The 23,087-nt window shown below is 65.9% G+C and carries 25 protein-coding genes; 22 read left to right on the forward strand and 3 right to left on the reverse strand.

Annotation, left to right across the window (positions count from 1 at the left end; all coding sequences use genetic code 11):
- Positions 1-18 precede the first annotated feature (18 nt).
- The gene (locus HWX87_RS09055) at positions 19-741 is read right to left on the reverse strand and encodes an SAM-dependent methyltransferase (protein ID WP_089455834.1); all 723 of its coding nucleotides are present in this window, start codon (positions 739-741) and stop codon (positions 19-21) included.
- Positions 738-1,370 carry a Maf-like protein gene (locus HWX87_RS09060; protein WP_176046836.1) on the reverse strand — a complete coding sequence of 211 codons (633 nt, stop codon included), beginning with the start codon at positions 1,368-1,370 and terminating at the stop codon, positions 738-740. Before HWX87_RS09060 ends, HWX87_RS09055 begins: the two co-directional genes overlap by 4 nt.
- A gap of 230 nt (positions 1,371-1,600) precedes the next feature.
- Between HWX87_RS09060 and HWX87_RS09065 the strand changes: the two genes are divergently transcribed.
- The 22 genes from HWX87_RS09065 to nagZ all read left to right on the forward strand — a co-directional run bounded on the left by HWX87_RS09065 (position 1,601) and on the right by nagZ (position 21,348).
- Positions 1,601-2,236, forward strand: a complete 636-nt coding sequence (locus HWX87_RS09065) for a DUF177 domain-containing protein (RefSeq protein WP_176046837.1) — start codon at positions 1,601-1,603, stop codon at positions 2,234-2,236.
- A 98-nt stretch (positions 2,237-2,334) separates the two neighbouring features.
- Positions 2,335-2,514, forward strand: coding sequence for a 50S ribosomal protein L32 (gene rpmF / locus HWX87_RS09070; protein ID WP_006051932.1), 180 nt, complete (start codon positions 2,335-2,337; stop codon positions 2,512-2,514).
- Between the two features lie 128 nt (positions 2,515-2,642).
- Positions 2,643-3,749: a phosphate acyltransferase PlsX gene (gene plsX, locus HWX87_RS09075; RefSeq protein WP_042975164.1), complete on the forward strand. Its 1,107-nt coding sequence runs from the start codon at positions 2,643-2,645 to the stop codon at positions 3,747-3,749.
- Complete coding sequence (locus tag HWX87_RS09080; RefSeq protein ID WP_176046838.1) at positions 3,750-4,739, forward strand: beta-ketoacyl-ACP synthase III; 990 nt, start codon at positions 3,750-3,752, stop codon at positions 4,737-4,739.
- An 83-nt stretch (positions 4,740-4,822) separates the two neighbouring features.
- Positions 4,823-5,755 carry an ACP S-malonyltransferase gene (gene fabD / locus HWX87_RS09085; RefSeq protein ID WP_176046839.1) on the forward strand — a complete coding sequence of 311 codons (933 nt, stop codon included), beginning with the start codon at positions 4,823-4,825 and terminating at the stop codon, positions 5,753-5,755.
- Positions 5,756-5,791: 36 nt separating this feature from the next.
- Positions 5,792-6,541, forward strand: a complete 750-nt coding sequence (fabG, locus tag HWX87_RS09090; RefSeq protein ID WP_034183095.1) for a 3-oxoacyl-ACP reductase FabG — start codon at positions 5,792-5,794, stop codon at positions 6,539-6,541.
- Positions 6,542-6,685: 144 nt separating this feature from the next.
- The gene (acpP, locus tag HWX87_RS09095) at positions 6,686-6,925 is read left to right on the forward strand and encodes an acyl carrier protein (protein ID WP_004197638.1); all 240 of its coding nucleotides are present in this window, start codon (positions 6,686-6,688) and stop codon (positions 6,923-6,925) included.
- Between the two features lie 164 nt (positions 6,926-7,089).
- Positions 7,090-8,322 (forward strand): beta-ketoacyl-ACP synthase II, encoded by a 1,233-nt coding sequence (gene fabF, locus HWX87_RS09100; protein ID WP_176046840.1) that lies wholly within the window; start codon positions 7,090-7,092, stop codon positions 8,320-8,322.
- An 11-nt stretch (positions 8,323-8,333) separates the two neighbouring features.
- Complete coding sequence (locus tag HWX87_RS09105) at positions 8,334-8,798, forward strand: protein YgfX (protein ID WP_176046841.1); 465 nt, start codon at positions 8,334-8,336, stop codon at positions 8,796-8,798.
- A 91-nt stretch (positions 8,799-8,889) separates the two neighbouring features.
- Positions 8,890-9,489, forward strand: a complete 600-nt coding sequence (gene rpoE / locus HWX87_RS09110) for an RNA polymerase sigma factor RpoE (RefSeq protein ID WP_006490873.1) — start codon at positions 8,890-8,892, stop codon at positions 9,487-9,489.
- Positions 9,490-9,575: 86 nt separating this feature from the next.
- On the forward strand, positions 9,576-10,193 hold the full coding sequence (locus HWX87_RS09115) for a sigma-E factor negative regulatory protein (protein WP_176046842.1): 618 nt from the start codon (positions 9,576-9,578) through the stop codon (positions 10,191-10,193).
- Between the two features lie 5 nt (positions 10,194-10,198).
- Entirely contained in the window at positions 10,199-11,251 is a 1,053-nt protein-coding gene (locus HWX87_RS09120) for a MucB/RseB C-terminal domain-containing protein (protein WP_059527587.1), read from the forward strand.
- 16 nt (positions 11,252-11,267) lie between these two features.
- The gene (locus tag HWX87_RS09125; protein WP_176046843.1) at positions 11,268-12,773 is read left to right on the forward strand and encodes a DegQ family serine endoprotease; all 1,506 of its coding nucleotides are present in this window, start codon (positions 11,268-11,270) and stop codon (positions 12,771-12,773) included.
- Between the two features lie 7 nt (positions 12,774-12,780).
- Positions 12,781-13,017, forward strand: coding sequence for a glutaredoxin family protein (locus tag HWX87_RS09130; protein ID WP_176046844.1), 237 nt, complete (start codon positions 12,781-12,783; stop codon positions 13,015-13,017).
- Positions 13,018-13,216: 199 nt separating this feature from the next.
- Entirely contained in the window at positions 13,217-15,010 is a 1,794-nt protein-coding gene (lepA, locus tag HWX87_RS09135) for a translation elongation factor 4 (protein ID WP_176046845.1), read from the forward strand.
- A gap of 16 nt (positions 15,011-15,026) precedes the next feature.
- Complete coding sequence (gene lepB / locus HWX87_RS09140) at positions 15,027-15,920, forward strand: signal peptidase I (RefSeq protein ID WP_176046846.1); 894 nt, start codon at positions 15,027-15,029, stop codon at positions 15,918-15,920.
- A gap of 153 nt (positions 15,921-16,073) precedes the next feature.
- Positions 16,074-17,285, forward strand: a complete 1,212-nt coding sequence (gene rnc, locus HWX87_RS09145) for a ribonuclease III (RefSeq protein WP_176046847.1) — start codon at positions 16,074-16,076, stop codon at positions 17,283-17,285.
- Positions 17,286-17,345: 60 nt separating this feature from the next.
- Positions 17,346-18,245: a GTPase Era gene (gene era / locus HWX87_RS09150; RefSeq protein ID WP_034186509.1), complete on the forward strand. Its 900-nt coding sequence runs from the start codon at positions 17,346-17,348 to the stop codon at positions 18,243-18,245.
- Positions 18,232-19,068 (forward strand): DNA repair protein RecO, encoded by an 837-nt coding sequence (gene recO / locus HWX87_RS09155; protein WP_059574001.1) that lies wholly within the window; start codon positions 18,232-18,234, stop codon positions 19,066-19,068. Before era ends, recO begins: the two co-directional genes overlap by 14 nt.
- On the forward strand, positions 19,065-19,841 hold the full coding sequence (gene pdxJ, locus HWX87_RS09160; RefSeq protein ID WP_176046848.1) for a pyridoxine 5'-phosphate synthase: 777 nt from the start codon (positions 19,065-19,067) through the stop codon (positions 19,839-19,841). The genes recO and pdxJ overlap by 4 nt, the downstream gene beginning before the upstream one ends.
- A gap of 33 nt (positions 19,842-19,874) precedes the next feature.
- On the forward strand, positions 19,875-20,303 hold the full coding sequence (gene acpS, locus HWX87_RS09165) for a holo-ACP synthase (RefSeq protein ID WP_021159685.1): 429 nt from the start codon (positions 19,875-19,877) through the stop codon (positions 20,301-20,303).
- A 16-nt stretch (positions 20,304-20,319) separates the two neighbouring features.
- Entirely contained in the window at positions 20,320-21,348 is a 1,029-nt protein-coding gene (gene nagZ, locus HWX87_RS09170) for a beta-N-acetylhexosaminidase (protein ID WP_176046849.1), read from the forward strand.
- 190 nt (positions 21,349-21,538) lie between these two features.
- On the opposite strand, the gene HWX87_RS09175 is transcribed toward nagZ, so the two are convergent.
- A complete protein-coding gene (locus HWX87_RS09175) occupies positions 21,539-22,924 on the reverse strand; it encodes a sigma-54 dependent transcriptional regulator (protein ID WP_124456010.1) in 1,386 nt (461 codons plus the stop codon).
- Positions 22,925-23,087 lie beyond the last annotated feature (163 nt).

A 23,087-nucleotide genomic window follows, 5' to 3' on the forward strand; every position in this document is an offset into this window, starting at 1 on the left:
TGATCGCCGATCGTGGCGTCAGTTCGCGAGCAGCAGGAAGATCGCGGGTCGCTTGTGCAGGTTCGGCGCAGGCGCCTTTTTCCAGTCGGCCACGGTGCGGCTCGCGATCGTCTCGGTCGCGAGGGTCAGGTCGGCCGCGACGCAAATCTGCGTCGACGGCGCGCAGGTCGCGACCAGCGTGTCGAGCATCGCCTGATTCCGGTACGGCGTTTCAATGAAGATCTGCGTCTGGCGCGCCTTGCGTGACAGCTGCTCAAGTTCGCGCAAGCGCTTCGCACGCGCGGCCGCATCGACCGGCAGGTAGCCGTTGAACGCGAAGCTCTGGCCGTTCAGGCCCGACGCCATCAGCGCGAGCAGGATCGAACTCGGCCCGACGAGCGGCACGACCTTCACGCCGCGCTCGTGCGCGCGGCGCACCAGCAGCGCGCCGGGATCGGCGACGGCCGGGCAGCCGGCCTCCGACACCAAGCCGGCGTCCGCGCCGGCCAGTATGGGCGCGAGCAGCCGGTCGATCGCGCCAGCCGGCGTATTGACGTTCAGTTCGCTGATTTCGATTTCCTGGATCGGGCGTGTCGTGCCGATCTTCTTCAGAAACGCGCGCGTCGTTTTCGCGTTCTCGCCGATGTAATAGCCGAGCGTGCCGGCGCGCGCCTGGACGGCCGCGGGCAGCACCGCGGCGAGCATCGATTCGTCGCCTTCGCCAAGCGTGTTCGGGACGAGGTAAAGCGTGCCGGCGGTCATGCGCGGTCTCCACGGGTGGTTGCAAACAGCGGGTATTCGGCGGCGCGCAGCATCCGCGTGAGCGCGATCAGCGGCAGGCCGACGAGCGCGGTCGGGTCGTCGGAATCGATCGCGTCGAGCAGCGCGATGCCGAGCCCTTCGGATTTCGCGCTGCCGGCGACGTCGTACGGCGTTTCCGCGCGCAGGTAGGCGTCGAGCTCGGCCTCCGGCAGCGAGCGGAAGCGCACGTGCGTGACGATGTCCTCGACCTGCGCTTCGCCCGTCCGGCTGTCGTACAGGCAAAGCGCGCTGTGGAATTCGACGGCGCGGCCCTGCATCGACAGGAGCTGCGCGAGTGCGCGCTCGTGCGTGCCGGGCTTGCCGATCTGGCGCCCGTCGAAGGTCGCGACCTGGTCCGACCCGATCACGAGCACGCCGTCGGGCGCGTCGATCGTCGCGGCGACGGCGCGTGCTTTCGCGTCGGCGAGGCGCAGCGCGGTCGCAGCCGGCGTTTCGCCGTCGAGCGGGGTTTCGTCGAGGTCGGGCGACACGACGTCGAACGGCACGCCGAGGCGCTCGAGGAGCGCGCGGCGGTAGCGGGAACTGGAGGCGAGAATCAGCCGCGGCGGGCGGCAAACGGTATCCGGCATGGTCGGTTGGATCGGTGAGTCGTCAGGTGTGGCGCGGCGTTGCGCGGACGCAAGCTTAAGTGATTGACCGCAAAAGGTAAAACAGGTATGCTTTCCCGCTTTTCGTCGGCAGGCTTCTGTTGTGGTGGCGCCTGCCGGGTCTTCGGAAGTAAAGTACGTCATCCGCGGATGAGCCGTACGCGAGCGGTGCCAAGCCGGATTCGCAAGTCAGCCTGTAGGCAGGAGCGCACATGAACACTTCTTCTGGCAAACCTGCGGCGGCGCTTGATCCGCATGCGGTCGACCTGTTCGAGTTCGCCCGCAGCGGGCGGCAGGCAGCAGGAGCGGTGCACCTTTCGCTACTGCCGCGCATGTTAAACGAAGTGCCGGCGGACGCGCCAGATCGCGACACGGTCTTCACTTGGCAGGCGGAAGGGTTCACGCAGAAGGAATTGCAGGACGACGGCGCCGATGGGCAGCAGCCGTATCTGCGCCTCGCGGTGCATGGCCATGCGTGGCTCACGTGCCAGCGCTGCGTGACCCCGTACGACCAGACGTTCGACGTCGACATGACGTACCGTGTCGTCGCGACCGAAGAAGAAGCTGAAGAATTTCCGCTCGACGACGATGAAGCCGATGTGATCGTGGGCTCACGCCAGTTCGATCTCGTCGACTTGATCGAAGAGGAGTTGCTGCTTTCGTTGCCGCTCGTGCCCAAGCACGAGGTTTGCCCGGCAGTCCACGAAAGCCTCGTGTCGGGTGCGAGCGGTCCCACGGAAGAGACGGACGAGGAGTCCGAGGAAGCCGGGGACGAAGGCAAACGGCCGAATCCGTTCGCAGCGCTGGAAGCGCTGAAGAAGGACGGTGACGGCACCAAGAAACACTAAGCAGTTGTGGCGCGGGAAGGCGTAAGGGCTTTGGGCCAGGGTAGTTAAGCGTCGGATCGGGCTGTGTTAGAATCCGGAAAATTATTTAGGAGTTAGTCATGGCAGTCCAGCAAAACAAGAAGTCGCCGTCGAAGCGCGGCATGCATCGTTCGCACGATTTCCTGACGGCAGCGCCGCTGGCAGTCGAGCCGAGCACGGGTGAAGTGCATCTGCGTCACCACGTCAGCCCGAACGGCTACTATCGCGGCAAGAAAGTCGTCAAGACGAAGAACGACTAAGCGTCAAGTCACGCGTTGCGCGCTACGCTCGTCGTTCGCGTGACAACTGGTCGCTTGACACTTTCCTGGCGCAACAAAAAGGCGGCATTCAACTGCCGCTTTTTTGTGCCTGAAATTCGTCGCATTCCATGACCGTAAAGCTCACTATCGATTGCATGGGAGGCGACCACGGCCCGTCCGTGACCGTTCCCGCAGCAGTCAAGTTCGTCCGCGCGCATCCCGATGCGCACCTGATGCTCGTCGGCATCGAAAGCGCGATCCGCGCTCAGCTGAAGAAGCTGAAAGCCCTCGACGATCCCGCGCTGACCATCGTTCCCGCCACCGAAGTCGTGGCGATGGACGACCCTGTCGAAGTGGCGCTGCGCAAGAAGAAGGATTCTTCGATGCGTGTCGCGCTCAACCACGTCAAGGAAGGCGCGGCGCAGGCCTGTATCTCCGCCGGCAACACCGGCGCGCTGATGGCCGTTTCCCGTTACGTACTCAAGACGCTGCCCGGCATCGAGCGGCCCGCGATCGCGTTCGCGCTGCCGAATCCGACCGGCTACACGATGATGCTGGACCTCGGCGCGAACGTCGACTGCGAACCGCAGCACCTGCTGCAGTTCGCGGAGATGGGGCACGCCCTCGTGGCCGCGCTCGAAGGCAAGGAGCGCCCGACGATCGGCCTGCTGAACATCGGCGAAGAGGTCATCAAGGGCAACGAGACGATCAAGCGCGCAGGTGAACTGCTGCGTGCGAGCACGCTCAATTTCCGCGGCAACGTGGAAGGCAACGACATCTACAAGGGCACCGTCGACGTGATCGTGTGCGACGGCTTCGTCGGCAATGTCGCGCTGAAGACGTCGGAAGGGCTCGCGCAGATGCTGTCCGACATCATCCGCGAGGAGTTCGGCCGTTCGCTGATGTCGAAGCTGATGGCGCTGCTCGCGCTGCCGGTGCTGATGCGTTTCAAGAAGCGCGTCGACCACCGCCAGTACAACGGCGCGGCGCTGCTGGGGCTGAAGAGCCTCGTGATCAAAAGCCATGGTTCGGCCGATGCCTACGCGTTTGAGTGGGCAATCAAACGCGGGTATGATGCCGTCAAAAACGGCGTGCTGGAGCGCCTCACGCGTGCGATGGCGGATAATTCGGTGTCGCTCGGCGATGGCGAACACAACGCGGGCGGCGCGGGTCATGCAAGCCCCGCCGCAGGCCATCACGCCGAACCTTCCGCTGCGCAATCCTCTAAAGCATAAATGGCCCAATCGACTCTCTATTCCCGCGTGCTCGGCACGGGCAGCTATCTGCCGCCCGACCGCGTCACGAACCAGCAGTTGACCGATCGCCTTGCGAAGGAAGGCATCGAGACGAGCGATGAGTGGATCGTTGCGCGCACGGGCATCCATGCGCGCCATTTCGCCGCACCGGACGTCACGACGAGCGATCTCGCGCTCGAGGCGTCGCGTCGTGCGATCGAAGCGGCCGGCATCGATCCGCAGTCGATCGACCTGATCATCGTCGCGACTTCGACCCCCGATTTCGTGTTCCCGAGCACCGCGTGCCTGCTGCAGAACAAGCTCGGCATCAAGAACGGCGGCGCGGCATTCGACGTGCAGGCCGTGTGTTCGGGCTTTGCGTACGCGATGGCGACGGCCGACAGCTTCATCCGCAGCGGCCAGCACCGTACGGCGCTCGTGGTCGGCGCGGAGACGTTCTCGCGCATTCTCGACTTCAAGGACCGCACGACCTGCGTGCTGTTCGGCGACGGCGCGGGGGCGGTGATCCTGTCCGCGTCGGACGAGCCGGGCATCCTCGGCAGCGCGCTGCACGCGGACGGCAGCTATTCGCACATCCTCTGCACGCCGGGCAACGTCAATCGCGGCGTGATCGAAGGCAGCGCGTTCCTGTACATGGACGGGCAGGCCGTGTTCAAGCTCGCCGTCAACGTGCTCGAAAAGGTCGCGATCGAGGCGCTCGCGAAGGCGAATCTCGCGCCCGAGCAGATCGACTGGCTGATTCCGCACCAGGCCAACATCCGCATCATGACCAGCACCTGCCGCAAGCTCGGCCTGCCGCAGGAGCGCATGGTCGTGACGGTCGACCAGCACGGCAATACGTCGGCTGCGTCGATCCCGCTGGCGCTCGACACCGCGGTGCGCGACGGTCGCATCCAGCGTGGTCAGCACGTGCTGATCGAAGGCGTCGGCGGCGGCTTCACCTGGGGCGCGTCGGTCTTCCGCTTCTGATCCGCGGCGCGCGATTGCTGCGCGCGGATCCCATCGGCGCGCCGTTCGTGCGCGCCGTCCGAATCGATTCAATTGGGGACGATATGAAATTTGCATTCGTTTTTCCGGGGCAGGGCTCGCAGGCGATCGGCATGCTCAACGCATTCGCCGATCTGGCTGTCGTGCGCGAGACGCTTCAGGAAGCGTCCGATGCACTCAATCAGGATCTCGGCAAGCTGATCGCCGAAGGCCCGGCCGAAGAGCTGAACCTGACCACCAATACGCAGCCCGTGATGCTGACGGCCGCCTACGCGTGCTACCGCGCGTGGCAGCAGGCAGGCGGCCCGGCGCCGTCGATCGTCGCCGGCCACAGCCTCGGTGAATACACGGCGCTCGTCGCCTCGGGTGCGCTCGCGTTCAAGGACGCGGTGCCGCTCGTGCGCTTCCGTGCGCAAGCGATGCAGACGGCCGTGCCGGTCGGCCAGGGCGGCATGGCCGCGATCCTGGGCCTCGACGACGACGCGGTGCGCGCAGTGTGCGCCGAAGCCGCGGAAGCGGGCGTCGTCGAAGCGGTCAACTTCAATGCGCCCGCGCAGGTCGTGATCGCAGGCAGCAAGGCCGCGGTCGAGAAGGCGTGCGAGATCGCGAAGGCGAAGGGCGCGAAGCGCGCGCTGCCGCTGCCGGTGTCGGCGCCGTTCCATTCGTCGCTGCTCAAGCCGGCGTCGGACCAGCTGCGCGACTATCTCGTGAACGTCGACGTGAAGGCGCCGCAGATTCCGGTCGTCAACAACATCGACGTGGCCGTGATCAGCGATCCGGCCGCGATCAAGGATGCGCTGGTGCGCCAGGCCGCGGGCCCGGTGCGTTGGGTCGAGTGCGTGCAGCACATCGCCGGCACCGGCGTCACGCACGTGATCGAATGCGGTCCGGGCAAGGTGCTCGCCGGCCTGACGAAGCGCATCGACGGCAATCTGACGGGTGCGTCGGTGTTCGATCCGGCGTCGCTCGACGAAGCCCTCAAGCTGGTGACCGCCTGACGCGGCGCCTTTTTTCAAGAAACGGATATTCGATTCATGGAAAAGACTCTCGATAAACAGGTTGCGATCGTGACCGGCGCGTCGCGCGGCATCGGCCGTTCGATCGCGCTCGAACTCGCGCGCCTGGGCGCGACGGTGATCGGCACGGCGACGAGCGAATCGGGCGCCGCCGCGATCACCGCGGCATTCGCGGAAGCGGGCGTCACGGGCCGCGGTGCGGTGCTGAACGTCAACGACGCAGCGGCCGCCGAGGCACTGATCGATGCGACCGTGAAGGAATTCGGCGCGCTGAACGTGCTCGTCAACAACGCGGGCATCACGCAGGACCAGCTCGCGATGCGGATGAAGGACGAGGACTGGGACGCGGTGATCGACACCAACCTGAAGTCGGTGTTCCGCCTGTCGCGCGCGGTGCTGCGCCCGATGATGAAGGCGCGCGGCGGCCGTATCATCAACATCACGTCGGTGGTCGGTTCGGCCGGCAACCCGGGTCAGGTCAACTATGCGGCCGCGAAGGCCGGCGTTGCGGGCATGACGCGTGCGCTCGCGCGCGAGATCGGCAGCCGCGGCATCACCGTGAACTGCGTGGCGCCGGGCTTCATCGATACCGACATGACGAAGACGCTGCCGGAAGAACAGCAGGCCGCGCTCAAGACCCAGATTCCGCTCGGCCGCCTCGGCAGCCCGGAAGACATCGCCCATGCCGTCGCGTTCCTCGCATCGCCGCAGGCCGGTTATATCACCGGCACGACGCTGCACGTGAACGGCGGCATGTACATGTCGTAACGGTTTTCGTTTACCATCCGCGCCGTATCCCGATTTTCAGGCGGATCGGCGCTTGATCGACCATCAAGCCAACGCGCGTTTTGGCGTCAGCAAACCTGATAAAATGCGCGCACTTGTAAATCTGAACTTTCCCTCGGAGGGGTAATGGACAACATCGAACAACGTGTCAAGAAGATCGTCGCTGAACAACTGGGCGTCGCGGAAGCCGAGATCAAGAACGAAGCTTCGTTCGTGAACGACCTGGGTGCCGACTCGCTCGACACGGTCGAACTGGTGATGGCTCTGGAAGACGAGTTCGGCATGGAAATCCCGGACGAAGAAGCAGAGAAGATCACGACCGTTCAGCAAGCGATCGACTACGCTCGCGCAAACGTCAAGGCGTAAGCGCCTTTCGCGCTTGTCCGCCACGTCGCCGCGATCTTCGCGATTGACGCGCCATCCAGCCGGCTTCGCGCCGGACGGACTAACAGCCACAGGGCTCGCAGGGCTGGTTCCTGTGGCCACTGTGGCTTTTGTTTTTGTCATCCAATAATGGAAAAGAGGTTACCGTGAGCCGCCGTCGTGTTGTCGTTACAGGCCTGGGGCTTATTTCGCCTGTTGGCAATAGTGTTGCCGACGGCTGGGCCAATCTCGTCGCCGGCAAGTCCGGTATCGCCACCGTCACGAAGTTCGATCCGTCGAACCTCGCCGTGCATTTCGCGGGCGAGGTGAAGGGTTTCAACGCCGAGGAGTACATTCCGGCGAAGGAAGCCCGCAGCATGGATACGTTCATCCATTACGGCATCGCCGCCGGCGTCCAGGCCATCAAGGACAGCGGGCTGGAAGTGAACGAAGCCAATGCCGAACGCATCGGCGTGCTGGTCGGTTCCGGCATCGGCGGCCTGCCGATGATCGAAGATACGCACCAGACCTACGTCGATCGCGGCCCGCGCCGGATTTCGCCGTTCTTCGTGCCGGGTTCGATCATCAACATGATCTCGGGTCACCTGAGCATCATGTTCGGCCTGAAGGGCCCGAACCTCGCGGCCGTGACGGCCTGCACGACCGGCCTGCACAGCATCGGCCTCGCCGCGCGCCTGATCCAGGCCGGCGACGCCGACGTGATGGTCGCGGGCGGTGCCGAATCGACGGTGTCGCCGCTCGGTATCGGCGGGTTCGCGGCAGCGCGTGCGCTGTCGACCCGCAACGACGATCCGGCGAGCGCCTCGCGTCCGTGGGACAAGGACCGCGACGGCTTCGTGCTGGGCGAGGGCGCCGGCGTGATGGTGCTCGAGGAGTACGAGGCGGCGAAGGCGCGCGGCGCGAAGATCTATGCGGAAGTCTCGGGCTTCGGCATGACGGGCGACGCGTACCACATGACCGCACCGAACATGGACGGCCCGCGCCGCTGCATGGTCGCGGCACTGCGCGACGCCGGCGTGAACGCGGACGAGGTCCAGTACCTGAACGCGCACGGCACGTCGACGCCGCTGGGCGACAAGAACGAGTCCGACGCGGTGAAGGCAGCCTTCGGCGAGCATGCGTACAAGCTCGTCGTGAATTCGACGAAGTCGATGACGGGCCACCTGCTGGGCGGCGCGGGCGGCCTCGAATCGGTGTTCACGGTGCTGGCGCTGCACAACAACGTGTCGCCGCCGACCATCAACATCTTCAACCAGGACCCCGAGTGCGATCTCGATTACTGCGCGAACACCGCGCGTGACATGAAGATCGACGTCGCCGTGAAGAACAACTTCGGCTTCGGCGGTACCAACGGCACGCTGGTGTTCAAGCGCGTCTGACGCTGAATCGCTTGACGAGTCCATTCGATGCGCCGGCCGGGCGTCCGCAGCGCTTTGCGCTGCGGGCCTCGGCCGTGTCGTATGTCGTGCTGGCCGTGTTCGTCGCGGCGGCTGCCGCGTCGGCGTACCTGTTCTGGGCGCCGCGCGCGGGCGCTGCCGGCGGCGCATGCGTGTCGGCCGCGACGGCCGCCTTGCTGGCCGTGTGTGCCGCGCGGGCCTGCGCCCGCCGGTTGCCGGCCGAGCTGCGGATCGACGCATTCGGGGAAATCGCGGCGTTTGGTCGCACCGGGCGGCTGCTGGCCCGCGGCCGCGTGACGGGCCATGCGCACTGGAGCAGCCTGCTGCTGGTGCTGTCGGTCGGGCAGGGCGCCCGGCGGGCCCGGCCGCTGCTGATTCCGGCCGATGCGCTCGACGCGGCATCGTTCAGCGCGCTGTCCGTGCTGGCGAGAACCGCGGGCACGGCGGGGCGGGCATGACGGCGGCATGGTTACCGACCGTAACCAGCGTCCGGCGCGGGAACGCTACAATGACGCTCCGCGTTGCATCCCTAGTTAATGGATTTGTCAGGTGAGTGAAAAAGAAATCGATCAGGCTCTGGTCGAACGCGTACAGAAGGGCGACAAGGCGGCGTTCGAACTCCTGGTCTCCAAATACCACCGCAAGATCATTCGGCTGATCTCGCGCCTCGTGCGGGATCCCGCCGAGGTCGAGGATGTGGCCCAGGACGCGTTCATCAAGGCGTATCGTGCGCTGCCGCAATTTCGCGGCGAATCGGCGTTCTATACGTGGTTGTACCGAATTGCCGTCAACACGGCGAAGAACTACCTTGCGACGCAAGGCCGCCGGGCGCCGACCTCGACCGAGGCCGATGCGGAGGAAGCGGAAACTTTCTCCGATGCAGACCAACTAAGGGATATCAACACGCCTGAGTCGATGTTGATGAGCAAGCAGATTGCCGAAACGGTCAACGCTGCAATGGCTCTGCTGCCCGAGGAACTGCGCCAGGCAATCACGCTGCGCGAGATCGAGGGCCTGAGCTACGAAGAGATCGCGGAAATGATGGGCTGTCCGATCGGGACGGTCCGGTCGCGGATCTTCCGTGCGCGTGAAGCAATCGCTGCCAAATTGCGTCCGCTGCTCGATACGCCCGAAGGCAAGCGCTGGTAAGCGCCAAGGGCGGAACGACGCGGGTCGGGGTCTAGTTACGGATAGAGTCGTGAAGTCACGACGGGGTGTGCAAGATGGGGAGCATCATGGGGTCGGTCAATACGCAATCGCAAGCGTGCTCGCGCGGCGAGCGCCTTTCCGCGCTGGTCGACGGCGAAATGTTCGATGGCCCGGACCACGGGCAGTTTCTGGCTGAGCTCGACCGCGCGGATCGCGCTGTGTGGGCCCAATACCACCTGATCGGCGATGCGCTGCGCTCGGACGAGCTCGCGCTGTCGCCCGCGCTGAGCGTCGCGTTCACCGCGCGCATGTCGGCTGCGCTCGAGAGCGAGCCGCACCTGCTCGCGCCGGCGGCCGCGCCGGTCGCGCGCAAGCTGCTGTCGCTGCGCCGGCGCGTCGTGCCCGCGCTCGCGGTCGCGGCCGCGGCGGCCACGCTGACGTGGATCGTCGTCCCGCAGATGCAGACGGCCGGTGCCCCGGGCGCCGTCCAGGTCGCGTCGGCCGGTGCGCAGCAAGGCGGCAATATGCAGCGCGTGACGGTTGCACAGGCATCGGCCCAGCCGGGCCTGCAGGACGTCAACATCATTCGCGATGCGAGCCTCGACCAATATCTTGAAGCGCACCAGCAATTCGCGCAGCAGCCCGTCGTCACGGGTTCGATGCCGCTGATCCGCGCAGCCGTGACCACCACGCCAGGCCAATAAACCCGATGCGGACATTGCAGTTGAATCACGCCATCTCCGGATGGAAGCGGCTGCCGGCTCTCCTGCTTTGCGCAGCCGCCCTGTTGTCCGTTCAATCCCTTCCTGCCAGCGCCCAGCAACCGGACGATCCCGTCGCGACCCGCAAGGGCGCCGCGGACTGGCTCGACCGCGTCCAGCAGGCGGCGCAGCAGCAGAGCTACGAAGGTACGTTCGTCTATCAGCGCGGCGGGTATGTCCAGTCGTCGCGCATTGCGCACGTCGCGTCCCGCGACGGCGAGTTCGAGCGGATCGAGACGCTCGACGGCAAGCCGCGCAAGCTGCTGCGGCATAACGACGAGCTGTACACGTTCGTGCCCGAGCGCAAGCTGTGCGTGGTCGAGCGCCGTCAGACGCGCGACTCGTTCCCCGCGCTGCTCGGCGCGAGCGGCGAGCACGTGATGTCCGTCTACGACGCGAAGTCGCTCGGCAAGGACCGCGTGGCCGGGATCGACGCGCAGGTCGTCGAGCTCGTGCCGAAGGATGCATACCGCTTCACGTACAAGCTGTGGGCCGACGCGCGCACGGGGCTGCTGCTGCGTTCGCAGACGCTCGATGCGAACGATCACGTGCTCGAACAGATTGCGTTCTCCCAGCTGCAGACGGGCGGCGCGAGCGGCGACAAGGCCGCGATTGCGGCGGGCATGCGCAACCTGAGCGGCTGGACGGTCGTGCGCCCGCCGGTCGCGACGGTCGACATGGAAGCGCAGGGCTGGCAACTCGCACCGAGCGTCGCCGGCTTCCAGAAGATTCGTGAAGTGCGCCGGCCGATGGCCGCGCGCGACGCAGGGGAGCCGCCGATTCCGGTCGATCAGGCCGTCTTCACCGACGGTCTCGCGACGATCTCGGTGTTCATCGAGCCGGCCGAGAAGAATACGCGCAAGGAAGGCGCGGGCAGCACCGGTGCAACGAACGTTCTCGTGAAGCGCCGCGGCGACTACTGGATCACCGTGCTCGGTGAAGTGCCGCCGGCTACGTTGCAGCAGTTCGCGTCTGCCATAGAATACAAGGCTTCCAAGTAACGCTACGGCTTCCGACATGATGAAACTCACGCTGCGCAAATGGCTCGCGGCGGCGGCGCTGTCTGCCTGCCTGCCGCTCGTGCCGCATACCGCGTTCGCGGTGACGGCTCCCGCTGCCAGCCTGCCCGACTTCGCCGATCTCGTCGAAAAGGTCGGGCCGGCCGTCGTGAACATCCGGACCACCGCCAACGTGCCGACGAACAGCGGCCCGCGCGGGATGCTCCCGCCGGGCTTCGACAACGGCGACATGTCGGAATTCTTCCGGCGCTTCTTCGGCATTCCGCTGCCGCAGGCGCCCGGCAGCGGTAACGGCGGCGGCAACGGCAGCAACCCGAAGAGCGCGCCGGCGCCGGACAATCCGCCCGACACCGAGCAGAACCGTGGCGTGGGCTCGGGCTTCATCGTGTCGGCCGACGGTTACGTGATGACCAATGCGCACGTCGTCGACGATGCGGACACCATCTACGTGACGCTGACCGACAAGCGTGAATTCAAGGCAAAGCTGATCGGCGTCGACGATCGCACGGACGTCGCGGTCGTGAAGATCCAGGCGTCGAACCTGCCGGTCGTCGCGATCGGCGATTCGAACAAGGTGCGCGTCGGCGAGTGGGTCGTCGCGATCGGTTCGCCGTTCGGCCTCGACAACACGGTGACGGCCGGCATCGTCAGCTCGAAGAGCCGCAATACGGGCGACTACCTGCCGTTCATCCAGACCGACGTCGCCGTGAATCCCGGCAACTCGGGCGGCCCGCTGATCAACATGCAGGGCGAGGTGATCGGCATCAACTCGCAGATCTACAGCCGGACCGGCGGCTTCATGGGCATCTCGTTCGCGATTCCGATCGACGAGGCGATGCGCGTGGCCGACCAGCTGAAGGCGACCGGCAAGGTCACGCGCGGCCGGATCGCGGTCGCGATCGGCGAGGTGACGAAGGATGTGGCCGACTCGATCGGGCTGCCGAAGGCCGAAGGCGCGCTCGTCAGCAGCGTCGAGCCGGGTGGCCCGGCCGACAAGGCGGGCATCCAGCCGGGCGACATTATCCTGAAGTTCAACGGCCGTCCGGTCGATACGGCGTCGGACCTGCCGCGCATGGTCGGCGACACGAAGCCCGGCGCGAAAGCGACGGTCAGCGTGTGGCGCAAGGGTCAGGCACGCGATCTGCCGATCACGATCGCGGAGACGCCGGCCGAGTCGACGGCGAAGGCCGAGCAGCGCAAGAATGTGCCGCAGAAGCCGCGCCAGACCAATTCGCTCGGCCTGACGGTCAGCGACCTGACGGCTGACCAGATGAAGACGCTGAAGCTGAAGAACGGCGTGCAGATCGACGGTGTCGACGGTCCGGCCGCCCGTGCGGGCCTGCAGCGCGGCGACATCGTGCTGCGTGTCGGCGACACCGACATCACGAACGCGAAGCAGTTCGCCGACGTGACGGCGCAGCTCGATCCGCAGAAGGCGGTCGCGGTGCTCGTGCGGCGTGGCGACAACACGCAGTTCGTGCCCGTGCGGCCGCGCCAGAAGTAACGCGCCGATGTTCACGCTCTACGGCCGCGGCTGGTGCCACCTGTGCGACGACATGCGCGACGCACTGGCGCCGGTGGCGGCCGAATTCAGCGTCGCGGTCGATTACGTCGACATCGATACCGATGCGGCGCTGGTTGCCCGTTACGACGAGGACGTGCCCGTGCTGCTGCTGGACGGCGCGGAAGTGTGCCGCCACCGGTTCGACGACACGCGGGTGCGCGACGCGCTGGCGGCCCGGCGCTGAGCCCGGCCTGTCGCCGGCGGGTGTCGCTTCGTGCGGGGCGTCGCCCGGCGGGCGCCTCCGGCCGGGCGCCGCGCGGCCAGGCGTCCGAAATCCCGCCCGTCGTAAGCCTTTTCGGCTAAAATAGGCTGTTTTTTCACCGACTTACACAAGGCGTGCTCCGCAGTCGTCGAGCGCGCCTTTTTCGCTTGATCGGCACTGAATGGATCATATTCGCAATTTCTCGATCATCGCGCACATCGACCATGGCAAGTCGACGCTCGCGGATCGCATCATCCAGGTATGCGGCGGTCTCGCCGACCGTGAAATGGAAGCGCAGGTGCTCGACTCGATGGATATCGAGCGCGAGCGCGGCATCACGATCAAGGCGCAGACGGCGGCATTGTCCTATCGCGCGCGCGACGGCAAGGTCTACAACCTGAACCTGATCGACACGCCGGGGCACGTCGACTTCTCGTACGAGGTCAGCCGTTCGCTGTCCGCGTGCGAAGGCGCGCTGCTGGTCGTCGACGCGAGCCAGGGCGTCGAGGCGCAGACGGTCGCAAACTGCTACACGGCGATCGAGCTCGGCGTCGAAGTCGTGCCCGTGCTGAACAAGATCGACCTGCCGGCCGCGAACCCCGAGAACGCGATCGAGGAGATCGAGGACGTAATCGGCATCGACGCGACCGACGCGACGCGCTGCAGCGCGAAGACGGGACTCGGCGTCGAGGACGTGCTCGAGTCGTTGATCGCGAAGGTGCCGCCGCCGAAGGGTGATCCCGACGCACCGCTGCAGGCGCTCATCATCGATTCGTGGTTCGACAACTACGTCGGCGTCGTGATGCTCGTGCGTATCGTCAACGGCACGCTGCGCCCGAAGGACAAGATCAAGATGATGGCGACCGGCGCTCAGTATCCGGTCGAGCATATCGGCGTATTCACGCCGAAGTCGCGCAATCTCGATTCGCTGTCGGCAGGGCAGGTGGGCTTCATCATCGCCGGCATCAAGGAGCTGACGGCCGCGAAGGTCGGCGATACCGTCACGCTGGTGTCCAAGCCGGCGCTGGAAGCGCTGCCGGGCTTCAAGGAAGTGAAGCCGCAGGTGTTCGCCGGGCTGTATCCGGTGGAAGCGAACCAGTACGACGCGCTGCGCGAATCGCTCGAGAAGCTGAAGCTCAACGATGCGTCGCTGCAGTACGAGCCGGAAGTGTCGCAGGCGCTCGGCTTCGGGTTCCGGTGCGGCTTCCTGGGTCTCCTGCATATGGAGATCGTGCAGGAGCGCCTCGAACGTGAATTCGACATGGACCTCATTACGACCGCACCGACGGTTGTCTACGAGGTCGTGATGAACGGTGGCTCGATCGTCAAGGTCGAGAATCCGGCGAAGATGCCGGAGCCGCCGAAGATCGAGGAGATCCGCGAGCCGATCGTCACGGTGAACCTGTACATGCCGCAGGACTACGTCGGCTCGGTGATCACGTTGTGCGAGCAGAAGCGCGGCTCACAGATCAACATGCAGTATCACGGCCGCCAGGTGCAGCTGACCTACGAAATCCCGATGGCCGAAATCGTGCTCGATTTCTTCGATCGCCTGAAATCGGTGTCGCGCGGCTATGCGTCGATGGATTACGAGTTCAAGGAATACCGGTCGGCCGACGTCGTGAAGGTCGACATGCTGATCAACGGCGACAAGGTCGACGCGCTGTCGGTGATCGTCCACCGGTCGCAATCGCAGTATCGCGGCCGCGAAGTGGCGGCGAAGATGCGCGAGATCATTCCGCGCCAGATGTACGACGTGGCGATTCAGGCGACGATCGGTGCGCACATCATCGCCCGCGAGAACATCAAGGCGCTGCGCAAGAACGTGCTGGCGAAGTGTTACGGCGGCGACATCACGCGTAAGAAGAAGCTGCTCGAAAAGCAGAAGGCCGGCAAGAAACGCATGAAGCAGGTGGGTTCGGTCGAGATCCCGCAGGAAGCGTTCCTTGCGATCTTGCGCGTCGAAGACAAATAACAGGACTGTTCCTTTTATGAATTTTGCGCTGATTCTTTTTGTGCTCGTCGTCGTGACGGGCGTAGCGTGGGTGCTGGACAAACTGGTGTTCCTGCCGCGGCGACGCAAGGCGGCCGACTCGGCGATCGAGGAGTTCGATCGCCAGCAGTCGCGCATCGACAAGCGTTTCGCGGATGAAAACGCGGTGCAGACGCGTTCGAAGCTGCGTGACGAGAAGCTGCGCCAGCCGTGGTGGCTCGAGTACACCGCAAGCTTCTTCCCGGTGATCCTGGCCGTGTTCGTCGTGCGTTCGTTCGTCGTCGAGCCGTTCAAGATTCCGTCGGGCTCGATGGTGCCGACGCTGCTCGTCGGCGACTTCATCCTCGTCAACAAGTTCGAATACGGGCTGCGCCTGCCGGTCACGAACACGAAGATCACGCAGGGCAGCCCGCTGTCGCGCGGCGACGTCGTCGTGTTCCGTTATCCGAAGGACGAGTCGGTCGACTACATCAAGCGTGTGATCGGCCTGCCGGGCGATACGGTTGCGTATCAGGACAAGCAGCTCACGATCAACGGCCAGCCGGTGCCTGAAACGCCGCTGCCCGATTTCTTCGACGACGAGCGTCAGAACTACGCGAAGCAGTTCGAAGAAACGATCGGCAACAAGAAGAACGCGATCCTCAACAACCCGGCCGTGCCGCCGTTCGTGATGGGCGCCTACGACTATCCGTTTCGCGACAACTGCACGTACAACAGCCGCGGTGTGATCTGCAAGGTGCCGCCCGGTCACTACTTCATGATGGGCGACAACCGAGACAACAGTGCGGACAGCCGCTACTGGGGTTTCGTGCCGGACCAGAACATCGTCGGCCGCGCGTTCTTCATCTGGATGAACTTCAGCGACCTGAAGCGCATCGGTTCCTTCAACTGATCGCAGTCGACTCGCACGCAATACGTGACGCACGGGCCGCGTCACGTATTGTCGAACTACTTTAAGAACCGGCGGTAACACCGCCTCGTCACGCCTTTTCGTGTCCGGCCGAGCCGTTTCGGCCCGACCGGCGCCCGCGTTATACTCCTGCACATGCCCCTATCCCAGTTGGAAAGCCGGCTGCGCTACGAATTTCGCAATGCGGAATTGTTGCGCCAGGCTTTGACCCATCGCAGTCACAGTGCCACGCACAACGAACGGCTCGAGTTTCTCGGCGACTCCGTTCTGAATTGCGCGGTGGCCGCCCTTTTGTTCCAGCGTTTCAGCAAGCTGGACGAAGGTGATCTGTCGCGCGTACGCGCCAACCTCGTCAAACAGCAGTCGCTGTACGAAATTGCTCAGGCCCTGAATATTTCGGACGGCTTGCGGCTGGGCGAGGGCGAGTTGCGCAGCGGCGGGTTCCGTCGCCCGTCGATCCTCGCGGACGCGTTCGAAGCCATCATCGGGGCCGTGTTCCTCGATGGCGGCTTCGAAGCCGCCCAAGGGGTCATCAAGCGCCTCTACATCCCGATTCTCGACCACATCGATCCGCGCACGCTCGGCAAGGACGCGAAGACGCTGCTGCAGGAATACCTGCAGGGGCACAAGATCGCGCTGCCGACCTACACGGTCGTCGCGACGCATGGTGCGGCGCACAATCAGCAGTTCGAGGTCGAATGCACGGTGCCGAAGCTTGACGTGAAGGTATCGGGTTCCGGCGCGAGCCGGCGCGCGGCCGAGCAGGCCGCCGCGAAGAAGGCGCTCGACGAAGTGATGGCAGCCGCGCCGATGCTGGCCACGAAGCCGAAGCGCTCGAAAAACGCGCGCGGGTCGAAGCATGTCGAACCCGAAATCGTGCCGGGCGTGAAGGGCGTGCAGGAAGCGCTCGACCTGCGCTCGCCGGAACGGAAGGAACGCGCGGCTGCACGCGAGGCCCGGGCGGCGGCCGCCGGTGCGGTGCCTGCGGCAACCGCTGCGGCAGGCGCCGAGCCGGCCGCAGCGCCGATGGCCGCGATCCGCGCGGCGCATGTCGAGACGGCTGCCGACAAGGGCGAACGGGCGGCAAAGCCGGCGACCGACAAGGTGGCCGATAAACCCGCCGACCGGCCCGACAAGGCTGCGGACAAGCCCGCGGACGCCACGCCGCGCGCAGCCGATCCGGCTGCTTCTGCCGCTTCGCCCGCCGACAAGTCGTCCACCGGATCCGATCCCGCGGCGCGCCCGGCCGCGCGTGCACGCGATGCCGCGGCACCGGACGCCGAGACGCCGCCGGGCGGCGCGAGCCTCGCTGCCGCGCAGGCGCGCGTGGCCGATGCCGACCACTGAATTGCCCATCGATCGTGCCGCGCGCCGCGCGGCCGTTTCCGAACCTGTCTCCCAAACGATATGAACACTCCCGCTCCTACCGGTTTCCGTTGCGGCATGATCGCGATCGTGGGCCGCCCGAACGTCGGCAAGTCGACGTTGATGAACGCACTCGTCGGCCAGAAGATCAGCATCACGTCGCGCAAGGCGCAGACGACCCGCCACCGCATCACCGGCATCAACACGTTCGACGACGCGCAATTCGTGTTCGTCGACACGCCGGGTTTCCAGACCCGTCACAGCACCGCGCTGAACCGTTCGCTGAACCGCGCGGTCACGTCGACGCTGACGTCGGTCGACGTGATCCTGTTCGTGATCGAGGCCGGCCGCTTCGGGCCCGACGACCAGAAGGTGCTCGACCTGATCCCGCCCGGCATGCCGACGCTGCTGATCACGAACAAGATCGACCGTGTGGCCGACAAGGCCACGCTGTATCCGTTCATGCAGAAAATGAACACGCTGCGCGAGTTCGCCGAACTCGTGCCGCTGTCGGCACAGCAGCCGGAAGACATCAAGCGCCTGCTCGAGACGATCAAGCCGTACCTGCCGGAAGGCGCGCCGATCTACGGCGAGGACGAGCTGACCGACCGCAGCTCGCGCTTCCTCGCGGCTGAAATCCTGCGCGAGAAGGTGTTCCGCTGGACCGGCGACGAGCTGCCGTACACGAGCACCGTCGTGATCGACAAGTTCGAGGAAGAGGGGCGGCTGAAGCGCATCTTCGCGACGATCCTCGTCGAACGCGATTCGCACAAGGCGATGGTGATCGGCAAGAAGGGCGAGAAGCTCAAGCAGATCAGCACCGAGGCGCGGATGGACATGGAGAAGCTGTTCGACGGCCCCGTGTACCTCGAGACCTTCGTGAAGGTGAGGAGCGGCTGGGCCGACAACGAGGCCGGACTGCGCGCCTATGGGTACGAATGACGCGCTGACGTCGACTGAAGACGCGGTGACGGCCGGCGCGAACGACGCGCCGCTGCCGGCTCCGCCCGAACCGCCGCGCAAGGCGCGGCGCGCGACGTCTCGCACGTCCGATTTTCGTGTCGCCGAGCAGCCGGCGTTCGTTCTGCACAGCTATCCGTATCGCGAAACGAGCCTGATCGTCGACGTGCTGACGCGCGATCACGGCCGGCTCGCGCTCGTCGCGAAAGGCGCCAAGCGCCCGCACTCCGCGCTGCGCGGCGTGCTGCAGACGTTCCAGCCGCTGCTGCTGTCCTGGTCCGGCAAATCCGAAGTGCGCACGCTGACGGGCGCCGAGTGGGTCGGCGGCATGTTGCCGCTCGGCGGCGACGGGCTGCTGTGCGGTTTCTACGCGAACGAACTGCTCGTGAAATTCTGCGCGCGCGAGGATCCCCAGCCGCCGCTGTTCAATCACTATGTCCTGACGCTCACGCGCCTCGCGCACGGCGAACCCGCGGTGCAGGTGCTGCGCTCGTTCGAGCGCGTGCTGCTGCGCGAGACCGGTTATGCGATGGCGCTGAACCGCACGGTCGCGCGCCGCGCGGTCGAGCCCGACCGCCGCTACGTGTTCGATCCCGAGCGCGGCGTGCGCAATGCGGACGACGACGTGCCGTCGCACTGGCCGGTCATCACCGGACAGACGTTGCTCGACATGGAGCAGGACGATTACCATCGAGCCCAGACGGTTGCGCAAAGCAAGACGCTGATGCGCTTCCTGCTGAACACCTATCTCGGCGGTACGCCGCTTGCCACGCGTCAGATCCTGATCGACCTGCAAAACCTATGAGCTTCTTCCTGACAACGCCCACCGCCATCGACCTCGGCGTGAACATCGACCACGTCGCGACGCTGCGCAATGCGCGCGGCACGAGCTATCCCGATCCGATCCGTGCGGCGCTCGCCGCCGAAGAGGCCGGTGCGGACGCGATCACGCTGCATCTGCGCGAGGATCGCCGTCACATCGTCGACGCCGACGTGCGCAAGCTGCGCCCGTTGCTGAAGACGCGCATGAACCTCGAATGCGCGGTGACGGCCGAGATGCTCGACATCGCGTGCGAAGTGCGTCCGCACGACGCGTGCCTCGTGCCCGAGAAGCGCGAAGAGCTGACGACCGAAGGCGGTCTCGACGTCGCCGGCCACTTCGAGGCCGTGCGTGCCGCGTGCAAGCAGCTGGCCGACGTCGGCGTGCGCGTGTCGCTGTTCATCGACCCTGACGAGACGCAGATCCGCGCCGCGCACGAAGCCGGCGCGCCGGTGATCGAACTGCACACGGGCCGCTACGCCGAAGCGCACGACGAAGCCGAACAGCAGCGCGAGTACGAGCGCATCGTCGCGGGCGTGCAGGCCGGTGCGCAGCTTGGCCTGAAGGTCAATGCGGGGCACGGGCTGCATTACACGAACGTGCAGCAGATCGCCGCGATCGACGGCATCGTCGAGCTGAACATCGGCCACGCGATCGTCGCGCACGCGATCTTCGCGGGCTGGGACAACGCGGTGCGCGAGATGAAGGCGATCATGGTCGCCGCTCGCGTCGCCGCGCTGCACGGCGGCGCGCGCTGAAGATGAAATTCCACCGCGTGCGCGCGTACTGACATGGCGATCTACGGCATCGGTACCGACATCGCCCAGGTGAGCCGCGTCGCGGCCGTGCTCGAACGCACGGGCGGCCGGTTTGCCGAGAAGGTGCTGGGTCCCGATGAACTGCGCGTGTTCCATGCGCGCCGCGCCCGCTCCGAGGCGCGCGGCATCGCGTTTCTCGCGACGCGCTTTTCCGCGAAGGAAGCGTTCTCGAAGGCGATCGGGCTCGGCATGCACTGGCCGATGACGTGGCGTGCGCTGCAGACGCTCAACCACCCGAGCGGCGAGCCATACGTGGTCGCGTCGGGCGAGCTGGCCGACTGGCTGGCCGCACGCGGCATCACGGCGCGTGTGACGGTCAGCGACGAACGCGACTACGCGGTGTCGTTCGTGATCGCGGAGACGGACGCCGCGCCCGCACCTGTTTCCCGAACCTCCTCCTGACGGAATTTCCGATTCGATGAAAACGACTCCCGGCCCGGTCATGCTCGACATCGTCGGCACGGCCCTGTCGCGCGACGATGCGCGGCGCCTTGCGCATCCGAATACCGGCGGTGTGATCCTGTTCGCGCGGCATTTCCAGAATCGCGCGCAGCTGACCGCGCTGACCGACTCGATCCGCGCGGTGCGCGAAGACATCCTGATCGCCGTCGATCATGAAGGCGGGCGCGTGCAGCGGTTCCGCACCGACGGCTTCACGGTGTTGCCCGCGATGCGCCGCCTCGGCGAACTGTGGGATCGCGACGTGCTGCTCGCGTCGAAGGTCGCGACCGCCGTCGGCTACATCCTGGCCGCCGAGCTGCGCGCGTGCGGGATCGACATGAGCTTCACGCCGGTGCTCGACCTCGACTACGGGCACTCGAAGGTGATCGGCGATCGCGCGTTCCATCGCGACGCGCGTGTCGTGACGCTGCTCGCGAAGAGCCTGAACCACGGGCTGTCGCTGGCCGGCATGGCGAACTGCGGCAAGCATTTCCCGGGGCATGGTTTCGCTGAAGCCGATTCGCACGTCGCGTTGCCGACCGACGATCGCACGCTCGACGCGATCCTCAAGCAGGACGTCGCGCCGTACGACTGGCTCGGCCTGTCGCTGTCGGCCGTGATTCCCGCGCACGTGATCTATACGCAGGTCGACAAGCGGCCGGCCGGATTCTCGCGCGTGTGGCTGCAGGACATCCTGCGCGGAAAGCTCGGGTTCACGGGCGCGATCTTCAGCGACGACCTGTCGATGGAGGCCGCCCGCGAAGGCGGCACGCTCACGCAGGCAGCTGACGCCGCGATCGCCGCCGGTTGTGACATGGTGCTCGTCTGCAACCAGCCGGAAGCGGCCGAGGTCGTGCTGAACGGGTTGAAGGCGCAGGCGTCGGCCGAGTCGGTGCGGCGCATCAAGCGGATGCGTGCGCGCGGCAAGGCGCTCAAGTGGGACAAGCTGATCGCGCAGCCGGAGTATCTGCAGGCGCAGGCGCTGCTGAAAAGCGCGCTGGCGTAAGCGGGGAGGGGACGGCGCGGGTTCGCGTCCTTCCGGTCGCCGAAACAAAAAGCCGCGCAATTGCGCGGCTTTTTTCATGGGCTGCATTCATGGGCTGTGTTGCGACAGCGGCGAAGCAGGTAATCGGGCGGCGGGCCTTTACGCAACTAACGGTCAAACCCGACTCGCGCCCGTGTTCACGGGCGCACGCTCAGTTCACCTTCATCCGCTGCAGCTTGTTGTACAGCGTCTTCGGGCTGATGCCGAGCAGCGTGGCCGCGCGATGACGCGTGCCGCCGACCGCGTCGAGCGTCGCGCGGATCAGCAGGTCCTCGACGTCGGACAGCGGCGTGCCGACCTTGATCTGCACGCTGCTGCCGTTCAGCGCGGCGCCGGCGGAAAAGCTCGGCTCGCCCGCACGCAGCGTCTCGATGAAATCGCCCGAGGCGTCGTACGCGAAGCGCACACGCTCCTGCAGTTCGCGCACGTTGCCGGGCCATTCGTAGGACAGGCATTCGCGCACGAAGCCCGGCGCCGCGCGCTTGTCGGTCGTGCTGCGGCCGGTGGCGCGTGCTTCGCGGTTCAGTTCGTCGATCTGCGCGTCCGCGATCGCGAGCGCGTCGCCGTCGCGCTCGCGCAGCGGCGGCATCGTGATCGACGCCGCATCGAGGCGCAGCCACAGATCCTCGCGCAGCGTGCCGTTCGCGACCGCTTCGCGCGCCGGGCGGCGCGTGGTCGCGATCAACCGGAAATCGCTCGTGATCGAGCTCGTGCCGCCGATCCGCATGAAGTTCTGCGAATCGAGCGCATGCAGCAGTGCTTCCTGCAGCACGAGCGGTAGCGCGGTGATCTCGTCGAGGAACAGCGTGCCGCCGCCGGCCTGTTCGAACAGGCCCGATTCGCGGCGCTCGGCACCGTCGAACGCGCCGCGCTCATGGCCGAACAGCACGCTGTCGAGCGACGCGCCGTGCCGGCCGGCCTGCGCGATCGTCCGGCAGTCGAACGACACGAACGGCCCCTTGCGGCGCCGGCTCAGGTCGTGCAGCGTGCGCGCGGCCAGTTTCTTGCCGGTACCGGCTTCGCCCGAGAACAGCACGGCCGTTTCGGTGCGCGCGTTGTGCTCGATCATGTCGTACACGTGCTGCATCGCATCGCTGCGGCCGACCAGCGCGCCGAAGCGGCCGAGATGACGCAGCGACGCACGCAGCGACTGCACTTCGTCGATCAGTTCGTACGGGCGCGGAATCCGCGCGAGCAGGCTGCGCAGGCGCGGGATGTTGATCGGCTTCAGCAGGTAGTCCCAGATGCCGTGACGCAGGCCCTCGATGGCGCTCTCGACCGTTGCGTTGCCCGTCAGCACGATCACGGGCAGCGATCCGTTCGGCTGTTGCTGCGGCAGGTGCTGGAGCAGGTCGAACCCGCTGCCGTCCGGCAGGTTCAGGTCGACGAGGACGACGTCGGGGATCGAGCGGCCGAGCGCCGTGCGCGCTTCGGCGAGTGATGTGGCCGTGTCGACCGAGAAGCCGTCTGCGGCGAGCAGCGCGGTGAGGCCGGAGAGACTGTTGGGATCGTCTTCGACAATCAGGGCGTGTGGCATGGTGGACGCGAGTCGAGTCAAGAGAGGCGGGCTGTCGGCCATCGGGGCCGCAGCCGCATGTCAGATTAAAAACTGATTTTATGCCCCACCGAACGCGTAACGCTCATTATTTCTCCGGCGCTATAAAACAGTTACCGATGATACAAATTGAATATCTTTACCG

It is taken from the genome of Burkholderia sp. BCC1644, assembly GCF_902833225.1.
Lineage (GTDB): Bacteria > Pseudomonadota > Gammaproteobacteria > Burkholderiales > Burkholderiaceae > Burkholderia.